Source organism: Natronorubrum amylolyticum (genome assembly GCF_052040145.1).
Classification (GTDB): Archaea; Halobacteriota; Halobacteria; order Halobacteriales; family Natrialbaceae; genus Natronorubrum.
Genome location: NZ_JBPPFW010000001.1, coordinates 415,508 through 432,732, shown reverse-complemented (window position 1 = coordinate 432,732; position 17,225 = coordinate 415,508). Strand labels below are relative to the sequence as shown.

Sequence of the window (17,225 nt, the reverse complement as noted above, 5' to 3'; positions counted from 1 at the left end):
CCTCATACCGATGACAGTCGATCAGCATTCTTCAAGCATGCAACGAGACAAAACTGACCCAGGTGTCCTCGTCCCCGGCATCGACGCGCCGAGCACCGTGGCCTGTCTGCGGTCGCTCCGGCCGCGCGGCGTCCACACCGTCGTCGCCTCCGACTCGCCGGCGACGCCCGCGGCCGCCTCGAAGTACTGTGACGAGTTCGTCCGCGTGCCGGACCCGGCAGACGATATCACCGCATACGGTGACGCGTTGCTCGAACTCGCCGAGCGGCCGGACGTTCGAACGATCATCCCGGTTCGCGAGGAGGACGTCTACGTCCTCGCCGACCGCAAGGCCGCGTTCGCCGAGGTCGTCGACACGAACTGGCCCGACTTCGAGACGCTTCGACAGGTCCAGGACCGCGTCGAACTCTTCGCCGCGGCCGACGCGGCCGACGTGGCGGTTCCCGAAACGGCGTTGCTCGACCAGTGGGACGACTGGGACAGCGAGACGATCGTGAAGCCGCGATATACGGTCGCCGCACCCGGCTATCTCGGCACCGACACCGGGCACGTAGAGATCGGCTCGACGGAGTACCAGAAGCCGGGCTCGCCGCCGGATTTGCAGGCCGCCGTCGAACGACGCGGCCACATGCCGCTCGTCCAGGAGCGGATCCCCGACTCGCGGGAGTTCGCCTTCTTCGCCCTCTACGACGAGGGCGAGGCGGTCGCTACCTTCCAGCACTGCCAGCGCCGCGGCTGGAAGTACTGCGGTGGCCCGAGCGCCTACCGGGAAGCCGTCTACGATCCCGACCTCGAGACCGCCGGCCGGGACCTGCTCGACGAACTCGAGTGGCACGGGCTCGCGATGGTCGAGTTCCTGCGCGACACCGACGCGGAGGAGTACAAACTCATGGAGATCAACCCGCGCTTCTGGTCGTCGCTCCCGTTTTCCGTCACCGCGGGCGCGGACTTTCCGTACTACTACTGGCAGCAGGCGATCGGCCAGCGGGTCGAGTCAGATGCGACGTACGAGCCCGGGACGGGCGGCCACCTGCTTCGGGGCGAGCTGAGCTACCTTCACAGCGTCGCGACGGAGGAGTATCCGATGGTCGAACGGCCGTCGTTCGTCGGCGCGCTGCGCGACGTCGCGACGTCGCTCGTTCGCGAGCCGCGATTCGACTACGCGGTCGCCGACGATCCGGCGCCGTTCTTCCAGGACGGACTGAACCTCGTGCAGGCGTGGCGAGCGAGTAGATCAGCGACGCCGTCGGCCGACGACGAGGGCGTCGAAAGCGAGGACGCGCGACCGGTCATCGAGAGCGACACGCCAGCGCAAGCCGACCAGCCCGCCGCAGAACCCCACGGCGCACCGCCGTCGCAGGCGTCACAGCACCTCGACGACTGACGGTTCGGATCAGTTTTGCGTTCCGTTGTCACGGATACAGGATGTAGAGAAAGATAGCGTAGCCGAGGACGAGCCCCAGCCCGTCGAGGCGCGTGAGTCGGCGACCGTAGCCCATCATGGCGACCAGGACGACCGTAAAGACGACCAACACCGGGAGCTCGAGTCTGAGCGTACTCGGCGCGATCTCGATCGGCGTGATCAAGGCGACGATGCCGAGGACGGCGAGGATGTTGTAGATATTCGAGCCGACGACGTTGCCGATGGCGAACTCGGTCTCGCCGCGGAGGGCGCCGACGACCGAGGCCGCCAGCTCCGGCAACGAGGTGCCGAGTGCGAGCACGGTGAGTCCGATGAAGAGATCCGAAAAGCCGAACGCGGAGAGCAGGCCGGTCCCGCCCGAGACCAGCCAGCGCGATCCGATCAGGAGCGCGACGAGGCCGCCGAGGACGAGCGCGACGTCTCGGCGTTCGACCCCGTCTCCGGCCTCCGGGTCGTCGACCATCGGTGCCGGATCCGCGCTGACGTAGTAGACCAGATAGCCCGTGAAACCGGTGAGAACGAGAAGGAGTATCGCACCCTCGAGCCGTCCGATCGTGCCGTTGGCGCCGAGACCGACGAGCAAGAGGGCCGAAAACAGCATAAACGGGACGTGCCGACGCATGACGATCGAGCTGATTTGCAGCGGTTTGATGAGTGCGGCCAGACCCAACACCAGCCCGATGTTGGCGATGTTCGAGCCGATCACCGCGCCGAGACCGATGTCGGTCGAGACGTCCAGGGCGCCGATGGTCGCGACGAACAGTTCGGGCGCGGTCGTCGCGAACGCGATCACGGTCACGCCGACGGTCGCCGCTCGAAGGCCGATTCCGAGTGCGAGTCGTCCGGCTCCGGCGACGAGCAACTCGGCGCCGGCGTACAGCGCGACGACGCCGGCGGCGAGGAGCACCAGATAGAGCGGAATACCGGAGAGCATGGCCGCGGCTACACGCGAACAGCGTAAAAGCGGCCCGGAACTGAGTGCGTTCCTCCGATGAGTAGATGGCGATTCCCGCCCTCACCGGACGATCGTCACCGGAACGGCCGCCCGACGGACGACGAGCTCGGCGACGCTGCCGAGCAGGACGCGACTCGCGCCGTCTCGACCCTGGCTGCCGATGACGATGTGATCGATCTCGTGCTCGTCGGCGTAGTCGACGATCTCTCGAGCGGGCTGGCCGACGACGGTCTCGGTCGTGATGGACGCGTCGTGGGCCGCTGCGACTTCGGCGGCGTCCGCGAACAGGTCCTCGGCGGCCGCTTGGCCCGACTCGATCAGCGACTCGTAGGCGTAGACCCCGCCCTCGCCGTACCGAGACATGTTCGCGTCGACGACGTGCAACACCGTGATCGTCGCGTCCGGGTACTCGCGGACCGCGTGTTCGAGCGCCGCGCGGGCTGGCTCCGAGTTGTCGATGGGAACGAGGAGGTTCATACTGGCCGTTCGGCTCACGCTATCTTAAGTGACGGGACGAACTCCCAGGTGCTGGGTGCCGTCGGGCCCGCGAAGTCACACTCGTTATATCCCCGCCGAATCGACTGTCCCGTATGGCTATGGACGTCTTCGGGTTGCTCGGCAATCCGGTCGGTCACTCGCTGTCGCCCCCGATGCACGAAGCGGCCTACGACGAACTCGGTCTCGAGGCCCGGTACGTTACCTTCGAACCCGAGCTCGCGGATATCGCGGCCGCGATCGACGGGGCCGAGGCGCTCGGAATCACGGGGCTGAACGTGACGATCCCCTTTAAACAGGACGTCCTCGAGTGCGTCGACGCGGACGAACTCGCGACCCGAATCGGCGCGGTCAACACGATCGACTTTACGGGAGAGACGCCGACGGGTCACAACACCGACGCGGTCGGCGCGCTCCGCGCCCTTCGCGACCACGACGTGACGGTTGAGGACGCCCGGGCGGTCGTCGTCGGCGCGGGTGGTGCCGGCCGAGCGATCGCGTTCGGCCTCGCCGACGCGGGCGCGACGGTCGAGATCGCCAACCGAACCGAGTCGACGGCCCACGACCTGGCTGCCGACGTACCGAACGCGACGGGACACGGGCTCGAGCCCGACGAACTTGCCGACCTGCTCGCGGACGCCGACGTGCTGGTCAACGCCACCAGCGTCGGGATGGAGGAGGACGCGACGCCGGTGCCCGCGGAGGCGCTCCACGGGGAGCTGGCGGTTCTGGACGCGGTCTATCGCCCACTCGAGACGCGACTGCTCCGGGACGCGGCCGACGCGGGCGCGACGACCGTCGACGGCGCGTGGATGTTGCTCTACCAGGGCGTCGAGGCGCTCGAGCTGTGGACGGGGCGGGACGCGCCGGTCGACGCGATGAACGAGACGCTCCGCGCACACCTCTGAGCCGGCGAATCGACCCGGTATCGACCCGGTCGACGATCGTATCAGGCGAATTTAAGTGATGGAACCAACTATATCGGCACAATGGCAATCCTCCAGAAGTTGAAATCGCTGCTGGGGTTCGGTGATTCGGACCCGGAGCGAGGGCGCAGTCGAGAGGTCGGGGTAACGGTCGAGCGGGAAGGGGCACAGGAGGACGGACCCGAATCGACGACGACCGAGCCGGAGTCGGAGCCGGCAGCACCGTCGAGCCCCGCCGACGTTACGGAGACCGAATCCGACGGCGATGGCGACGCAGCGGCTGACGCCGACGAATCGGCAGCCGCCGAGACGACCGCTGCGGCGTCGACGGACTCGATGACGGAACCGACAGACGAACCCGAGGAGGCGGCCGAGCCCGCCGAGGCGACCGGCCCGTCCGCCACGGACGCGACGCCGACGGACGAGAAGACGCCCGACATCTCCGAGGAGGAGGTGCCGGTCGAGGAGGCCGAGCCGGAAGCGCTGGCCGACGAGATCGAATCGGACGACGAAGACGAACCGGAGACCGAGGCCGAGTCCGAGCCCGACGTGGACGAAGGCGAGACCGACGTCGACGAGACCGAACCGGAGACCAGTGGCGACGACGCGGCCGAGGTGGACGCGGACTCGGAGCAGGAAACGGAGACGGAATCCGACGCGGAACCGGACGAGCCGGCGGACGACGCTGGCAGTCAGGAGCCGGTCGACTCGATCAAGGGCATCGGACCCGCCTACGCCGACCGCCTCGCGAGTGCCGGCGTCGAGACCGTCGCCGACCTCGCCAGCGCGGACGCTGCCGAACTGTCCGGACAGACCGATATCTCCGAGAAACGCCTCCAGGGCTGGATCGACCGCGCGGAAGTCCGATAACGCCTTCCGCGTCTCGAGTCGCCCCACCGCTCTCCTTTCCATTCTTCAGCGATTTACCGGCCGTCACGAGGACGGTCGAGTACTTCTGTTCCTGTAGCGTGCGGATTCCGCGCCCGAACCGCAAGAAGATTAGGCTCCCACCCCCTCTCGAGGCACATGAGCGATCCGCGCGTCGTCACCTCGCTCGAGTCGTTTCGAGCCACCCTCGCCGACCGGCTCGAGACCGACACTCGGGGAACCCCTGACGCGACGACGCACAGCAGTGGAATCCGCGTTCCCGTCGAACTTCGGGTCACCGTCGACGATCCGTTTCTCGCCTACCGTCGAGCCCGTGCGCCCCAGGGAGCGGGCGGCGCCTTCCTCGAGACAACCGGCGGTCAACAAGGGTGGGGCTACTTCGGCGTCGACCCTGTCGATCGACTGACGGTCGGTCCCGACGCGGTGACCCACCCGCGAACTGGCGACGGCTCGCCGACGCTCGAGGCGCTCGAGGGACTCCTCGAACGGGACGAACTGGCTCGCGGCGACTGCGACGTCCCCTACCCCTGTGGCGCGGTCGGCTGGCTCTCCTACGATGTCGTCCGAGAACTCGAAACACTCCCCGAGTCGGCCGCCGACGACCGCGATCTGCCGCGACTCGAGGTCGGCGTCTACGACCGGCTGGCCGCCTGGGAGGAACCCGTCGACGACTCCGCCGAAGGGGTGACGTTGCGGGTGACCGCCTGTCCGCGACTCGAGATCGGAGCGGAGGGCGACGCGGCTGCTCCGGCCGCCGACACCGTCGAAGCGGCATACGAACGCGGCCGCGAACGCGCGCTCGAACTCGCCCGGGCCGCACTCGAGGGCGATTCGTCCATCGGCGAGCCGCCGGTCGAGACCCCAAAAGCGACCTTCGAAAGCGACTGCGGTCGTGAGGCGTTTGCGGACCGCGTCCGGCAGGTCAAAGCGTACATTCGCGACGGCGACACCTTCCAGGCGAACATCTCTCAGCGGCTGGTCGCCCCCGCCGCCGTCCACCCCGTCGCGGCCTACGACGCCCTCCGGCGGGTGAATCCGGCCCCGTACTCCGGACTGCTCGAGTTGCGCGCCGCCGATCTGGTAAGCGCCAGTCCCGAACTGCTGCTCGAACTCGGGGAGCCCCACGCCCTGGATTCCGCTCAGGGCCCGCGAGCGCGCGGCGGCGAGTTCCTCCGCACGGAACCGATCGCGGGCACGCGACCGCGCGGCGAGACGGCCGCGGAAGACGCGGCGCTCGAGGAGGACCTGCGAACCGACGAGAAAGAGCGCGCCGAGCACGCGATGCTGGTCGATCTCGAGCGGAACGACCTCGGAAAGGTCAGCGAGTACGGCTCCGTCGAGGTCGACGAGTACCGCCGGATCGACCGCTACTCCGAGGTGATGCACCTCGTTTCGAACGTGACGGGACGTCTCCGACCCGACGAAACACTGGCCGACGCGGTCGGCGCGGTGTTTCCCGGCGGGACAATCACGGGCGCGCCGAAACCCCGAACGATGGAGATCATCGAGGAACTCGAGGCGACCCGGCGCGGCCCCTACACAGGGAGTATGGGGATTTTCGGCTTCGACGGGCGGGCGACGCTCAACATCGTCATCCGGACGCTGGTCCGCCACGGCGAGGAGTATCACCTGCGCGTCGGCGCGGGCATCGTCCACGATTCGGAGCCCGACCTCGAGTACGACGAGACGCTGGACAAAGCTCGCGCGCTGATCACGGCGGTCGACGAGGCGCTCGGCGAGCGGGCCGGGATGGCGCTCGAGACCGATGGAGGTGAGGACCATGAGTGACGAGCATAGCAACCGCGAGCCGAACGGCGAGCGGCCCGACGATCGACCGGAGGGAGGGAGACAGGGGTTTCGTCAACGTTTTGCCAGGGAACGAGCGTCAGCGAGTGACCGCAGCAAACGGTTGCTCGTCGTGGACAACTACGATTCATTCGCGTACAACCTCGTTCAGTACGTTGGCGAGGTCGCGGACGAGGTCATGGTTCGACGTAACGACGAAATCGATCTCTCGGACCTCGAGCGGATCGATCCCACCGGTATCGTCGTCTCGCCGGGTCCGGGGACGCCGGAGGAAGCGGGGATTTCGATTCCGTTGTTCGCCGAGACCGGGTATCCGATCCTTGGGGTTTGTCTCGGTCATCAAGCTCTCTGTGCGGCTAACGGCGCACCGGTGGTCCACGCGCCCCACGTCGTCCACGGCAAGCCCTCGGCGGTGGATCACGACGGCAAGGGAGTTTTCGACGGATTGCCCGATACCGTCCAGGTCGGACGCTACCACTCGCTGGCGGTCGACAGGGCAGACCTCCCCGACGAACTGCTCGAGACGGCCCGGACGACCGACGAACGCGGCGTGTTGATGGCGGTTCGCCACCGCGAGAAGCCCCACATCGGGGTGCAGTTCCACCCTGAAAGCATCCTCACGCGTGGTCACGACGAGGTCGCGGACGGGGACGGCATCTCGCTCGAGGTCGGCAAGCGAATGATCGCCAACTTCTGTCGGTTCGCCGCGGAGGAACGGCATGGCTGACGAGCGTGACCCGATCTATCACGTCGACGGCGACCTCGTCCCCGCGAGCGAGGCGACCGTCAGCGTCGACGACCGCGGCTTTCGGTACGGCGACGCCGCCTTCGAGACCCTGCGTGCCTACGGCGGCACGATATTCGAGTGGGAGGCTCACCTCGAGCGACTCGAGGCCACCTGCGAGGCGCTCTCGCTCGCACACGGTCTCTCCGGCGACGATCTCCGCGCGCGGATCGACGAGACGCTCGCGGCGAACGACCTCGAAGACGCCTACGTCCGACTCTCGATCACGCGGGGCGTACAGCCGGGCAAACTGACGCCCCAGCCCGAGGTCGACCCGACGGTCGTGATCTACGTCAAACCGCTTCCGCGCGGTGGAGTCGACGGCGAGTCCGTCTGGGACGATGTGGCGACCGTCCGGACGGTCGAAACCCGTCGAATCCCCGGCGAGGCGGTTCCAGCCGCCGCGAAGACGCACAACTATCTCAACGGGATTCTGGCGCGGGCGGAACTGCGGGCCGAGAACGGGAACGGAGCCGGCGAGACGGACGAGGCGCTCATGTGCGACCTCGAGGGCCGCGTCGCCGAAGGCGCGACGAGTAACCTGTTTTTCGTCCGGGACGGCGTCCTGCGGACGCCGACGGCCGACGGCGACGTGTTGCCGGGGATCACGCGAGAGATCGTGCTCGAGCTGGCCGCCGAAGCCGATATTCCGGTTCGAGACGGTCGGTACGAACTCGAGGACGTGCTCGCGGCCGACGAGGCGTTCCTGACGAACCGCACCTGGGAACTGCGGCCGATCGCGACGCTCGACGGACGAGCGATCGGTGGCGGCCCGATTACGGAACGTCTCACGCGGCTGTACGACGAGCGAGTCGAGCGGACGTGTTACGAGTGAGTACTGTCGGTCAAGGGAGCGCGGCTCGGTCGTTCGCGGAAACGTCGCCCCGAACGCGACCGCAATCGTCTCGAGAACCGTTCGCCACATTCGGTTCCGCGCCGACGGTTCACCTCGAGTGCCGCCTTCACTAGGTTCAAGCGTCGAAGGAGTCGACCTACTCGTGTGCTTCCCGGCGGACGACGACGGCTGTTCGCGGTCTGGCGGCGCATCTTCGATCTCTCGTGGCCGGTGATGGTCGAGCAGTTCCTCCGGACGCTGATGCGGACGACGGACATCGTCGTGACGGCGCTGTTCTCCCCCGCGGCGGTGGCAGCTGTCGGGCTGGCGGATCTCTACGCCCGATTGCCGCTCCGGATCGGGCTGGGGCTCGGCAGCGGCGTCATCGCGCTCTCGAGTCAGGATACGGGTAGCGGCGCAACGACGAATCGGGACGAGGCGATCACGCAGGCGATCCTGATCGGCGCGCTCACCGGGGTGCCGTTCGTCCTGTTCGGCTTTCTCTTCGGCCGATGGGCGATCGACGTGCTGGGGGCCGAATCGGAGGTCGCCCGCATGGGCGGGCTCTACCTCGCGATCATCTTCGCGACGACCCCCGCCAGACACGTCACGCTGGTCGCCGCGCGGTCGATCCAGGGAGCCGGCGACACGCGGACCCCGATGTACGTCAACGGCGTTTCGAACGCCCTCAACATCGTCGGAACGCTCGTGCTCGGACTGGGGCTGGGGCCCGCCCCGGAGCTACAGATCGTCGGCGTGGGCATCGCGACCGCCTTCGGGAACGTCTTCTCTGCGGTCGTGCTCGTCGTGGCCATCCAGCAATCGTGGACGCCTGCGGGATTCGTCCGTCCGCGTCAGTGGACGATCACGAGGCAACTGTTCGCGATCAGCGCGCCGCGAATCGCGGAGGGGTTGGCGACGACCATCATCGAGTTCCCGTTCAACTCGATCCTGCTGTACTTCGGGACGGAGGTAAACGCCGCCTACCAGATCGGCCGCCGCGTCTACCAGCAACTCACGGGGCCGCTCTCGAGGGGGTATCGCACCGGAACGAGCATCGTCGTCGGCCAGACGCTAGGGGACGGCGACCCCGCCGGAGCGCGGTACAACGGTTGGGCCGCCGCCGCACTCGCCGTGGTGACCATCGGCTCGCTCGGTGCGGTCCTCTTTGCGGCCGCCGAACCGCTGGTCGCGCTGTTCACCGACGATCCGGAGACGCTGTCCTACGCGAGCGGCTTCGCCCGCGCCTACGCGCTCGCGGCACCCGTCACCGCGCTGTACATCGTCCTTGCGGGCGCGCTCACGAGCGGCAGCGACACGCAGACGCCGTTCATCGCCCGCGTCTCCGGGATGTTCGTCGGCATGCTCGGCGTCTCCGCCGTCGGTGGCATCTATCTGGGTTATGGCGTACCAGCGATCTACGCCTCGATCGTGATCTACTACGTCTGGGCGACCGTCTACGTCGCCATCGGCTTCTATCGCGGCGCCTGGATCGAGCGAACGCAAACGATGATGGACGAGCGTGGGAGCACGCCCGGCGAGAATTGACCGTTAATCGTCGGACTCGAGCGGCGACCGTTCGGGTTCTCCGGATTCGCTCGGCGCCGCGAGGAGTTCGCGATCCGTTCCCGTCAGTTCGAGGACGAAATCGCTACCGAACGCTGACGCCGGTGTCTGGAAGCCGGCCGGAATCCGTTTCCGGGGCTGGTCGTGCCCGTCGAGGAGCCGTTCGGCGGCGGTCACCGCGCTCTCGGCCGTGAGCGCGTACGGGTTCGGCGTGCGGACTCGAGCGCGTGCGCGACGGCCGGTCGATTCGTCGACCGCTTCTCCCCAGATCGTCGCCGTATCGGTGGCGAGTTCCCGTTCGTCGGGACCGTCGGCCTGCGAATCGACCAGCCGCCTCAGTCCGCCTTTGATCGGGCGTCGCTCGAGCAGCCAGCCCAGGGAGTCGACGACGGCCATCCCCCGGGTCGCCCACGACGGCACGGCCGCGTACACCTCGATCGAGCCGATTCCGGTACTGTGTGCGGCGGTGACGACGTCGGCCCACGGCACCGAGACCGCGTGCTCGGGACCGGTACCGAAATCGATCTCGCGCGTCCGATACGCGATGGGAACTTTGATCAGTCGGCCGTTGCGGCGAACGACGCCGTCGGTTCCGAGCTCTTCGACGAACGTCCGGGCGGTCCCCCGCGAGAGGGGGCCGTTCCCCTTGACACCCAACGAGAGGTCGGTCGCCGACGGAAGCTGCTCGTGGAGAAACGCCGCCAGACAGTCCGAAGGAACGACCTCGAAGCCGACGCCGGGCAGCAGCGTCACGTTCGCGTCTCGAGCCGCCTCGTCCCGTCGTCGCAACCGCTCGAAGACGCGGAACTCCCCCGTGATGTCGAGGTAGTCGGTTTCGGTCTCGAGACAGGCCTCGACGAGCGGATCGACCGTCTTCACGAACGGGCCCGCACAGTTCAAGACGGCGTCGAAATTCCGGATGTGGGACGCGACATCGTCACCGAGGCCGAACGTGCGTCCTTCGACGCCGAGCTCGTCCGCTTGCCGCGCGACGGCTCGACCGTCGCGACCGGCGATGGCCGGCGACCCTCCTCGAGAGACGGCCTCGCGGGCGATCAGCCGACCAGTGTAGCCGTACGAGCCGTAGATGAGGAGGGAGTCCATTGGCCGTCGTTTGGTTCTCAGGGTGTTAAAGTTGCGTCAGACGGGTCCCATATCGAAACGTTCAGGATTTCGGGTGGATAATCGGGGGCCAATGGACGTCTCAGAGCGGATTGCCGCGCTCGAGGAGGTGCCGTCGGAGTCGACGGTGCTCTTTCGAGTGACGGACGACGAGGGCGAAGAGCGGGAGGCAATTCTCGTCGCGAGCGACGGTCCGTCTGGCGGCTGCGATGACGGTTCACGCGACGGCTGTGAGGCCGAACGGCCCGCAGAGCTCGCCGACGGACCACAACTCTCCTGCTGGTTGAACTACTGTCAACACCTCACTCATATCAAAATCGACAAAGGATCGGGTGCTCCCATGCGAGACGGCGAACTCGTCTGTGCCAACCACGGCGCCTACTTCGATAGCGAGTCGGGCGAGTGTACGTACGGTCCCTGCGAGGGCGCGTATCTGAACGGCCTCGAGGTCACCGTCGACGGCGGTGACGTCTATCTGACCGACGACGACTACTCGTTCGTCGGCGAGGGGCCGATCGACGACGATGACGACCTCACCTCGACGTCGAACGTCAAAATCTAGTTCCCGGTCAGCGGAGCGCGGCGGGAGAGACCAGATCCCGTTCCTGGTCGTACTCGAGCAATCCGGCGTCGATGAGTCGGGGCAGATGGTCGTGATAGAGCGAGATGTAGACCTCGTGGACGCGTTCGGCCGAGATGTTCGTCACCTTGCAGCCGGTTTCGCGAACGGCGACCTCCTCGGCGGCGTCGGGCAGCGTCAACGATTCGCCGTACGTGCGCATCACCTCGAGGAGGAGCCGTCTGCGCTGGTCGGAGAGGAGCCCGAACGCCCGGTTGACCGTCGATGCCGACGCCTCACAGGATTCCAAGTTGTCGAGGACCGCCAGCACGAACTCGACACAGTCGGACTCGGTAGGGGGTGTGGCAGTCATGTGTATATTCCGTGCGACCGCTCGGAACGAACGAGCCCCGTGACGTGAAGACGAGAGGTGGGGGAGCGGTCGGTCGGACCGTCGGGGCCGACCGTCCGTCGCTCGAGGGTTCGTACCGATTTCTCGCCTCCACAGTAAATATTAGTATCGAATCCGTTTCAGGTTGTCAGTCAAAACAGACTGTCCAGACGAGGGATACGTCTCACTCGATCGTCAGCGTCGGCTCGGAGACGGCCTCGCTCTTACAACTGGGACATCGCGACGGCAGGTTCAACAGGTCGTCGAAGTCGTCGAAGCCGCAGTCGCGACACGTCGGCGGTGCGACGAGGAGTTGTTCGTCCGTCTCCGCGCTATCCACCGACCGGAAGACGTGTTCGGCGTGTCGGAGTACCGAGTGGGGGGTGAGATCGAGCTCGACCGCGAGCTCGCTCGGCGTTGCGGGGTTTTCACGGAGGGCGTCTGCTAGTCGCTGTCGCGTCGTTTCGTCGGCCTCGCGCATACTCGATGCACGGTCGTCGGCCCCTTACATCTCCCGCTCACGTCCGGCGACTCGATACCCGCTGATACTGTCTGTTGTAAGCCATTTCCAGTGGGACCACGATCAGTCCTGGGGTCCCACCGGTACATCGGTACAGCAAACCGTATGAAAGGACAAACCACTTACCCCGCGCAGGTGAACACCGTGACATGAAGGCCGTCGTCCTTGCCGGCGGATACGCGACCCGGATGTGGCCGATCACGAAGCATCGGCCGAAGATGTTCCTCCCGATCGGTGAGTCGACCGTCATCGATCGTATCTTCGCCGAACTCGAGGCGGACGGACGAATCGACGAGGTCTACGTCAGCACGAACGAGCGATTTGCGCCCGACTTCGAGGCCCACCTCGCGGACAGCGAGTTCGACAAACCGACGCTGTCGATCGAGGAGACGAGCGAGGAAGACCACAAGTTCGGCGTTGTGGGCGCGCTCGCCCAGCTAATCGACCGCGAGAACGTCGACGACGATCTGCTGGTCATCGCGGGAGACAACCTGATCAGCTTCGACGTCGCCGACTTTATCGACGACTTCGAGCAACGAGGGGCACCGACGCTGGCCGCCTACGACGTCGGCTCGCGCGAGAAGGCCAAATCCTACGGACTGGTCGAACTCGACGGCGAGCGGGTCGTCAACTTTCAGGAGAAACCCGACGACCCCAAGAGCACGCTCGTCTCGATCGCCTGCTACGCGTTCCCCGCCGACTCGCTCTCCCTGCTCTCGACGTACCTCGAGGACGGGAACAACCCCGACGAACCCGGCTGGTTCGTCCAGTGGCTCCAAGAGCGCGAGGCGACCTACGCCTACACGTTCGAGGACGCGTGGTTCGACATCGGCACCCCCGAGAGCTATCTCGACGCCGTCGCCTGGCACTTAGACGGCGAGTCGATGGTCGACGATTCGGCGAGCCTCGAGAACGCCACGATCGGCGAGAACGTCCACGTGATGGCCGACGTCACCCTCGAGAACACGAACCTCGATCAGGCGGTGATATTCCCGAAAGCAACCGTCAGAAACGGCGACATCCGCCGTTCGATCATCGACGAGGGCACCCATCTCGAGGAACTTGACCTCGCGGGCGCGCTCATCGGGGCCCACACGACGATTACGAACGGTTCGCCGCAGTGAGCAGGCCGTCGGTGTTCTCGCCACCGACCGCCGACGGAGCGCGGCCGACGGCGTCGCTGGACGATACAGCTATACGTCCCCCGTGTGATGTGTGTCGACAAGCTACATGTCCGAGGGGGTGCAGACGATCCTCGACCGGCACGCCGAGGGCGTTCCCTGCGAGGACCTCGCAGCCGCCTTCCGCGAGCATCGCCGCTGGAGCGGCGACGATCAACGGCTCCTGCTGGCCGAGGCCGCTGCGTCGACGACCGGCCAGGGGTTCGTCGGCGGCGTCAAGCCGACCGTCGAACGGTTCCGTGAGTCGTTCGTCGCGACCGGCCGCGTCGATTCGTTCGACGCGCTGGCTGCGCTCGATCTCGAGGACGAGGACCTGATCGACGCGTTCGGCGCGCAGCGAAAACGCCACGTCCTGCTCGAGGCTGCCCGCGTGCTCGCGGATCGGCCGGAAACCGACGATCTGGCCGCGCTCGTCGGCTGGGCGAGCGCGGCGGACCCCTACCGCTACGACGCGGATCCCATCGGGTCGATCGCCGGCGTCGGCCCCTCGAGTTTTCAGTCCCTCCGGCAACTGGCGGGAATCGAGACGATCACACCTGATTCGACGGTCGTAGCGCTGATCGACGCCATCGACGACGACCTCAAGTCGTCTCCCCTCGATACGGCGACCGATCTGCGGACCATCGCTTCCGGCGAGTGGCTGGCGCTCGAATCGTCGTACACGATGCTCGATATCGACCGCCTCGCGTGGTGGACGTTCACCGACGCGGACGACCGCGAGGCGGTTCTCGAGGCGGCGGGATCGACCGTCGATCACGGCTGATCGCGACTCGAGAGACGGTGGAATACGCGATAGACAGGGTGACGATCGGAGACGCCGCGTTCGAAAGCGAGTACGGATACCTCACAGAAATCGAGAGGTGTCGCACGCAGGACACACGAGATAACAAGAAAAGTGGGTAATTCTCAACCTCCCAGATTGTACCACTATGGATGAATATCGTATTACCTATGGCTTTGTTTCTTCAAAACTGTAGTTGGGCCCATATTCACCTACTGTGATAACATCTGGAACTCCCTCATCCAACTCAATTTTGCCTCGGTATGTCTCCTCTTTTAAGTCTGAATGACAGTCATCATCAGTATCTATTTCTTGTACATTCACATCAATGATAAGATCATTACTACTAGTGTCTATATTTACGTCTCCGAAACCAATCTCATTGCAATTGCTCTGCCCATATGAGATTCTACCTACAATTTCAATTTGCGATTCGGTCTCATTGATCGTAATTGCTGGTGGTTCATCTACGCTGGGCCCCGAGTTATCTAGTTCTTCTCTACTTATGATCTTCAGTTCCTGATTCACAATTTCAGATGGGGCAACACTCCCATTTGAACTACTTGCATCATCTCGATCCAAACAACCCACAAGACATTGACTGAGGGCTATTCCTGTGACTGTAGCTATTTCACGGCGTTTCATATTCATTCTCAATCACACAAATATATGTGTATTTTGGGTGCTTATTTGTGAAGTTAGAGATAGGCATGTGAATTGAAATAATATGTTAGAATAGAATTTTAATTTCAAGAGTTATATTTAATTATAGCAGATAAAGTAACTAAGCCGAATCAAATGGGAAAGAGAAGGTTCATCAAACATTAACCACACTAGGGCGAATCGATCGTCGCCATAGCTCATCGTTCGAGAACGGACACCGTAGACGCTTGCCGGCCGTGGTGAAAGTGGTCAGATCGGCTCGAGTTGTTGAAGGGCGCCTAGTGAGACTGTACTAGTGCTTCTGCATCCGCTCGAGCCCGTTCTCAGCCTCCCGTTTCGCCTCTTCAAGCGGATCGACGATCTCTTCGGGCAGATCCATCCGATCGGCCAGCGTCAGCAGTGTCTCGAGTTTCGTGATCTCGAGGCGTTCGATCGACCGACCGAGTTCGGACTCGACGAGGTCGCCCAGGACGGGATCCTGCAGATCGTCGACGATCTTTTCGCGTTCGGCTCGCAGCCCCTCGAGCGCCGAGCTCTCGATTGGACCGGGTTCGGCCTGCAGCCTCTCGAAGATCGGCTCGAGGCGACCGATCTGCTCGGTCGTCGTCTCGCTGTGGGCCATGTAGTCCTCCTCGAGTTCCTCGTCGGTCGCGGACTCCGCTAACTCGGTCTGGAACTCCTCGAGTTCGCGTTCGATGTGATAGCGTTCGCGAAGCTCTCGGACGAACAGGTCGCCTTCTGATTCGATCATGCGGGCGGTAAGTCATCGCCGAGACGGAACGTGGTACAGCCGTCAGTTGCTTGTCGTCACCGCTTCGAACGGGTGTGCTGTCGGGAGCGCCCGCATATCAGGCCGAAAATGATCTATGCGGATCATGACGATATGCTTATGATCTCGCCCGTTCTCTACAGATGTCATGTCTTCGAAGCCCGTCTCGGGAGCCGTTCGCCGCGGCAACGAAAACCAGTGGATCGAATCTCGCGGCGGGCGAGACGTCACCGTCACCGACCACCCGGTCCGTCCGGAGCGCGTCGAGTTCCTGAACGAACCCGCCGACCCGGAGTCGGGACCGCTCACGTTGAAGTTCTACCTCGGCTCCGGCCACGAAGTCGGCGAGCACACCCACCCCGAGCAGACTGAAACCATCACCGTCCAGTCGGGTCGCGTCCGGGCGACCATCGACGGCGACGCACGCGTCCTCGAGCGTGGCGATCACGTCCGAATCGAACCCGGCGTTTCCCACGGCTACGAGGTGGTCAGCGACGAGGAGGCCGTCCTCGCGGTGAGCATGACGCCGGCGCTGTCGTTCAAGGAGTTCGTGCTCGCAGAGCACGCCTTGAGCGCCGACAGCTACCCCGAGAGCGGGCTGAGTCTGCCGTACTTCGGACTCGTCACGAAGGCGTACGGCCCGATGATCGCGGCCCCGGTCAGCAGGCCGGTTGCGGCCGCGATGGGTGTTTTCCTCCCGACGGTCGCTCGAGTCCGCGGGCTACGGATTCCGGACGACCCGCTCCCGGTCCGCGAGAGCGATTCCGAATCGGACACCTGATCACTCCTCGTGACAGTCTTCACTCGAGCCGTGCATCCGTAACCCGCAACCGCCCACGGGTCCCCTCCCACTCAATTTCATACTCGAGGTCGATCCGCCGCTCCATGTGCGGCCCGTCCACCACCAAGGTCTCGAACTCGCCGCCCTCTCCGAGGATGTGGACGCCGTACTCCTCGTGTAGTGCCTCGAGTTCCTCGATGGCCTCGCGGTCGAGCGTTCGGCCGAGCCACGACTCGTCCAGCCCTTCCGCCGCGACCTGGATGATTTTGATTTCGAACCCGGCCTCGAGCATCGCGTCCGCGAGTTCCCGTGGCTCTTCCTGCCAGAGCGGGGCGTACAGCTCGCAGCCGAGTCGGTCGCACATCCCCTGAATGCGGCTCGTCTGATACTCGCTCTCGACGGCTCCGGCGGTGACGCCGGCGATGCCGCCCTCGAGTTCCGAATCGAGTTCGGTCAGGGCGGCCTCGAGCGGCTCGAGTTCGTCGTCGCCCTGCGCACCCGAGTCGGCCGCATCGGCGGCCTCGAAGTCTTCCGGCTCGACGTCGACGAGCGGAATGCCAGTGCTTTCGGCCGCGAGCGCGGCGAGAGCCGTCGCGGGGACGTGATACATGTAGGAGTCACCCGTCGGGTGGACGGTGACGAGACGGGAAACCTCGAGTCCGTCCTCGAGGGCCCGGTACAGCGCCCAGGAGGAATCCTTGCCGCCCGAAAAGAGACTCACCCACGTGCCGTCTGTATCGCTCATGGTCGTCAGTACGCGTACAGGAGTAAATGGGTACC

19 protein-coding genes are annotated in these 17,225 nt (G+C 65.1%); 11 read left to right on the top strand and 8 right to left on the bottom strand.

Annotated elements, in window-relative coordinates; genetic code table 11:
- Positions 1-37 precede the first annotated feature (37 nt).
- Positions 38-1,384, top strand: a complete 1,347-nt coding sequence (locus ACSFDB_RS02185) for a carboxylate--amine ligase (RefSeq protein ID WP_440769404.1) — start codon at positions 38-40, stop codon at positions 1,382-1,384.
- A gap of 28 nt (positions 1,385-1,412) precedes the next feature.
- Here the strand turns inward: ACSFDB_RS02185 and ACSFDB_RS02180 are convergent, their stop codons facing one another.
- Positions 1,413-2,357, bottom strand: coding sequence for a calcium/sodium antiporter (locus ACSFDB_RS02180; protein ID WP_440769403.1), 945 nt, complete (start codon positions 2,355-2,357; stop codon positions 1,413-1,415).
- An 81-nt stretch (positions 2,358-2,438) separates the two neighbouring features.
- A complete protein-coding gene (locus ACSFDB_RS02175) occupies positions 2,439-2,855 on the bottom strand; it encodes a universal stress protein (protein ID WP_440769402.1) in 417 nt (138 codons plus the stop codon).
- A 119-nt stretch (positions 2,856-2,974) separates the two neighbouring features.
- On the opposite strand from ACSFDB_RS02175, the gene ACSFDB_RS02170 reads away from it, so the two are divergent.
- The 6 genes from ACSFDB_RS02170 to ACSFDB_RS02145 all read left to right on the top strand — a co-directional run bounded on the left by ACSFDB_RS02170 (position 2,975) and on the right by ACSFDB_RS02145 (position 9,660).
- Positions 2,975-3,781, top strand: a complete 807-nt coding sequence (locus ACSFDB_RS02170) for a shikimate dehydrogenase (RefSeq protein ID WP_440770170.1) — start codon at positions 2,975-2,977, stop codon at positions 3,779-3,781.
- Between the two features lie 81 nt (positions 3,782-3,862).
- Positions 3,863-4,669, top strand: coding sequence for a helix-hairpin-helix domain-containing protein (locus tag ACSFDB_RS02165; protein WP_440769401.1), 807 nt, complete (start codon positions 3,863-3,865; stop codon positions 4,667-4,669).
- Positions 4,670-4,825: 156 nt separating this feature from the next.
- Positions 4,826-6,475: an anthranilate synthase component I family protein gene (locus ACSFDB_RS02160; protein WP_440769400.1), complete on the top strand. Its 1,650-nt coding sequence runs from the start codon at positions 4,826-4,828 to the stop codon at positions 6,473-6,475.
- Entirely contained in the window at positions 6,468-7,220 is a 753-nt protein-coding gene (locus ACSFDB_RS02155) for an anthranilate synthase component II (RefSeq protein WP_440769399.1), read from the top strand. Before ACSFDB_RS02160 ends, ACSFDB_RS02155 begins: the two co-directional genes overlap by 8 nt.
- A complete protein-coding gene (locus ACSFDB_RS02150; protein WP_440769398.1) occupies positions 7,213-8,112 on the top strand; it encodes an aminotransferase class IV in 900 nt (299 codons plus the stop codon). Before ACSFDB_RS02155 ends, ACSFDB_RS02150 begins: the two co-directional genes overlap by 8 nt.
- 234 nt (positions 8,113-8,346) lie before the next feature.
- The gene (locus ACSFDB_RS02145; protein ID WP_440770169.1) at positions 8,347-9,660 is read left to right on the top strand and encodes an MATE family efflux transporter; all 1,314 of its coding nucleotides are present in this window, start codon (positions 8,347-8,349) and stop codon (positions 9,658-9,660) included.
- 3 nt (positions 9,661-9,663) lie between these two features.
- Here ACSFDB_RS02145 and ACSFDB_RS02140 read toward each other — a convergent pair whose 3' ends face one another.
- Positions 9,664-10,782 (bottom strand): saccharopine dehydrogenase family protein, encoded by a 1,119-nt coding sequence (locus ACSFDB_RS02140; RefSeq protein WP_440769397.1) that lies wholly within the window; start codon positions 10,780-10,782, stop codon positions 9,664-9,666.
- Between the two features lie 91 nt (positions 10,783-10,873).
- On the opposite strand from ACSFDB_RS02140, the gene ACSFDB_RS02135 reads away from it, so the two are divergent.
- The gene (locus tag ACSFDB_RS02135) at positions 10,874-11,362 is read left to right on the top strand and encodes a Rieske (2Fe-2S) protein (RefSeq protein WP_440769396.1); all 489 of its coding nucleotides are present in this window, start codon (positions 10,874-10,876) and stop codon (positions 11,360-11,362) included.
- A 7-nt stretch (positions 11,363-11,369) separates the two neighbouring features.
- On the opposite strand, the gene ACSFDB_RS02130 is transcribed toward ACSFDB_RS02135, so the two are convergent.
- Positions 11,370-11,732 carry a DUF7344 domain-containing protein gene (locus tag ACSFDB_RS02130; protein WP_440769395.1) on the bottom strand — a complete coding sequence of 121 codons (363 nt, stop codon included), beginning with the start codon at positions 11,730-11,732 and terminating at the stop codon, positions 11,370-11,372.
- A gap of 202 nt (positions 11,733-11,934) precedes the next feature.
- Positions 11,935-12,231 (bottom strand): transcriptional regulator, encoded by a 297-nt coding sequence (locus ACSFDB_RS02125; RefSeq protein ID WP_440769394.1) that lies wholly within the window; start codon positions 12,229-12,231, stop codon positions 11,935-11,937.
- Between the two features lie 188 nt (positions 12,232-12,419).
- Here ACSFDB_RS02125 and ACSFDB_RS02120 point away from each other — a divergent pair, with 188 nt between their 5' ends.
- The gene (locus ACSFDB_RS02120) at positions 12,420-13,394 is read left to right on the top strand and encodes a nucleotidyltransferase family protein (protein ID WP_440769393.1); all 975 of its coding nucleotides are present in this window, start codon (positions 12,420-12,422) and stop codon (positions 13,392-13,394) included.
- Positions 13,395-13,500: 106 nt separating this feature from the next.
- Entirely contained in the window at positions 13,501-14,214 is a 714-nt protein-coding gene (locus ACSFDB_RS02115) for a hypothetical protein (RefSeq protein ID WP_440769392.1), read from the top strand.
- 186 nt (positions 14,215-14,400) lie between these two features.
- Here the strand turns inward: ACSFDB_RS02115 and ACSFDB_RS02110 are convergent, their stop codons facing one another.
- Together ACSFDB_RS02110 and ACSFDB_RS02105 are read right to left on the bottom strand one after the other, a co-directional pair.
- Positions 14,401-14,877, bottom strand: a complete 477-nt coding sequence (locus tag ACSFDB_RS02110) for a hypothetical protein (RefSeq protein WP_440769391.1) — start codon at positions 14,875-14,877, stop codon at positions 14,401-14,403.
- Between the two features lie 310 nt (positions 14,878-15,187).
- Positions 15,188-15,646: a DUF892 family protein gene (locus ACSFDB_RS02105; RefSeq protein ID WP_440769390.1), complete on the bottom strand. Its 459-nt coding sequence runs from the start codon at positions 15,644-15,646 to the stop codon at positions 15,188-15,190.
- A 166-nt stretch (positions 15,647-15,812) separates the two neighbouring features.
- Between ACSFDB_RS02105 and ACSFDB_RS02100 the strand changes: the two genes are divergently transcribed.
- Positions 15,813-16,445, top strand: coding sequence for a cupin domain-containing protein (locus ACSFDB_RS02100; RefSeq protein ID WP_440769389.1), 633 nt, complete (start codon positions 15,813-15,815; stop codon positions 16,443-16,445).
- A 19-nt stretch (positions 16,446-16,464) separates the two neighbouring features.
- On the opposite strand, the gene ACSFDB_RS02095 is transcribed toward ACSFDB_RS02100, so the two are convergent.
- Positions 16,465-17,190 carry a diphthine--ammonia ligase gene (locus ACSFDB_RS02095; RefSeq protein ID WP_440769388.1) on the bottom strand — a complete coding sequence of 242 codons (726 nt, stop codon included), beginning with the start codon at positions 17,188-17,190 and terminating at the stop codon, positions 16,465-16,467.
- Between the last annotated feature and the right edge of the window lie 35 nt (positions 17,191-17,225).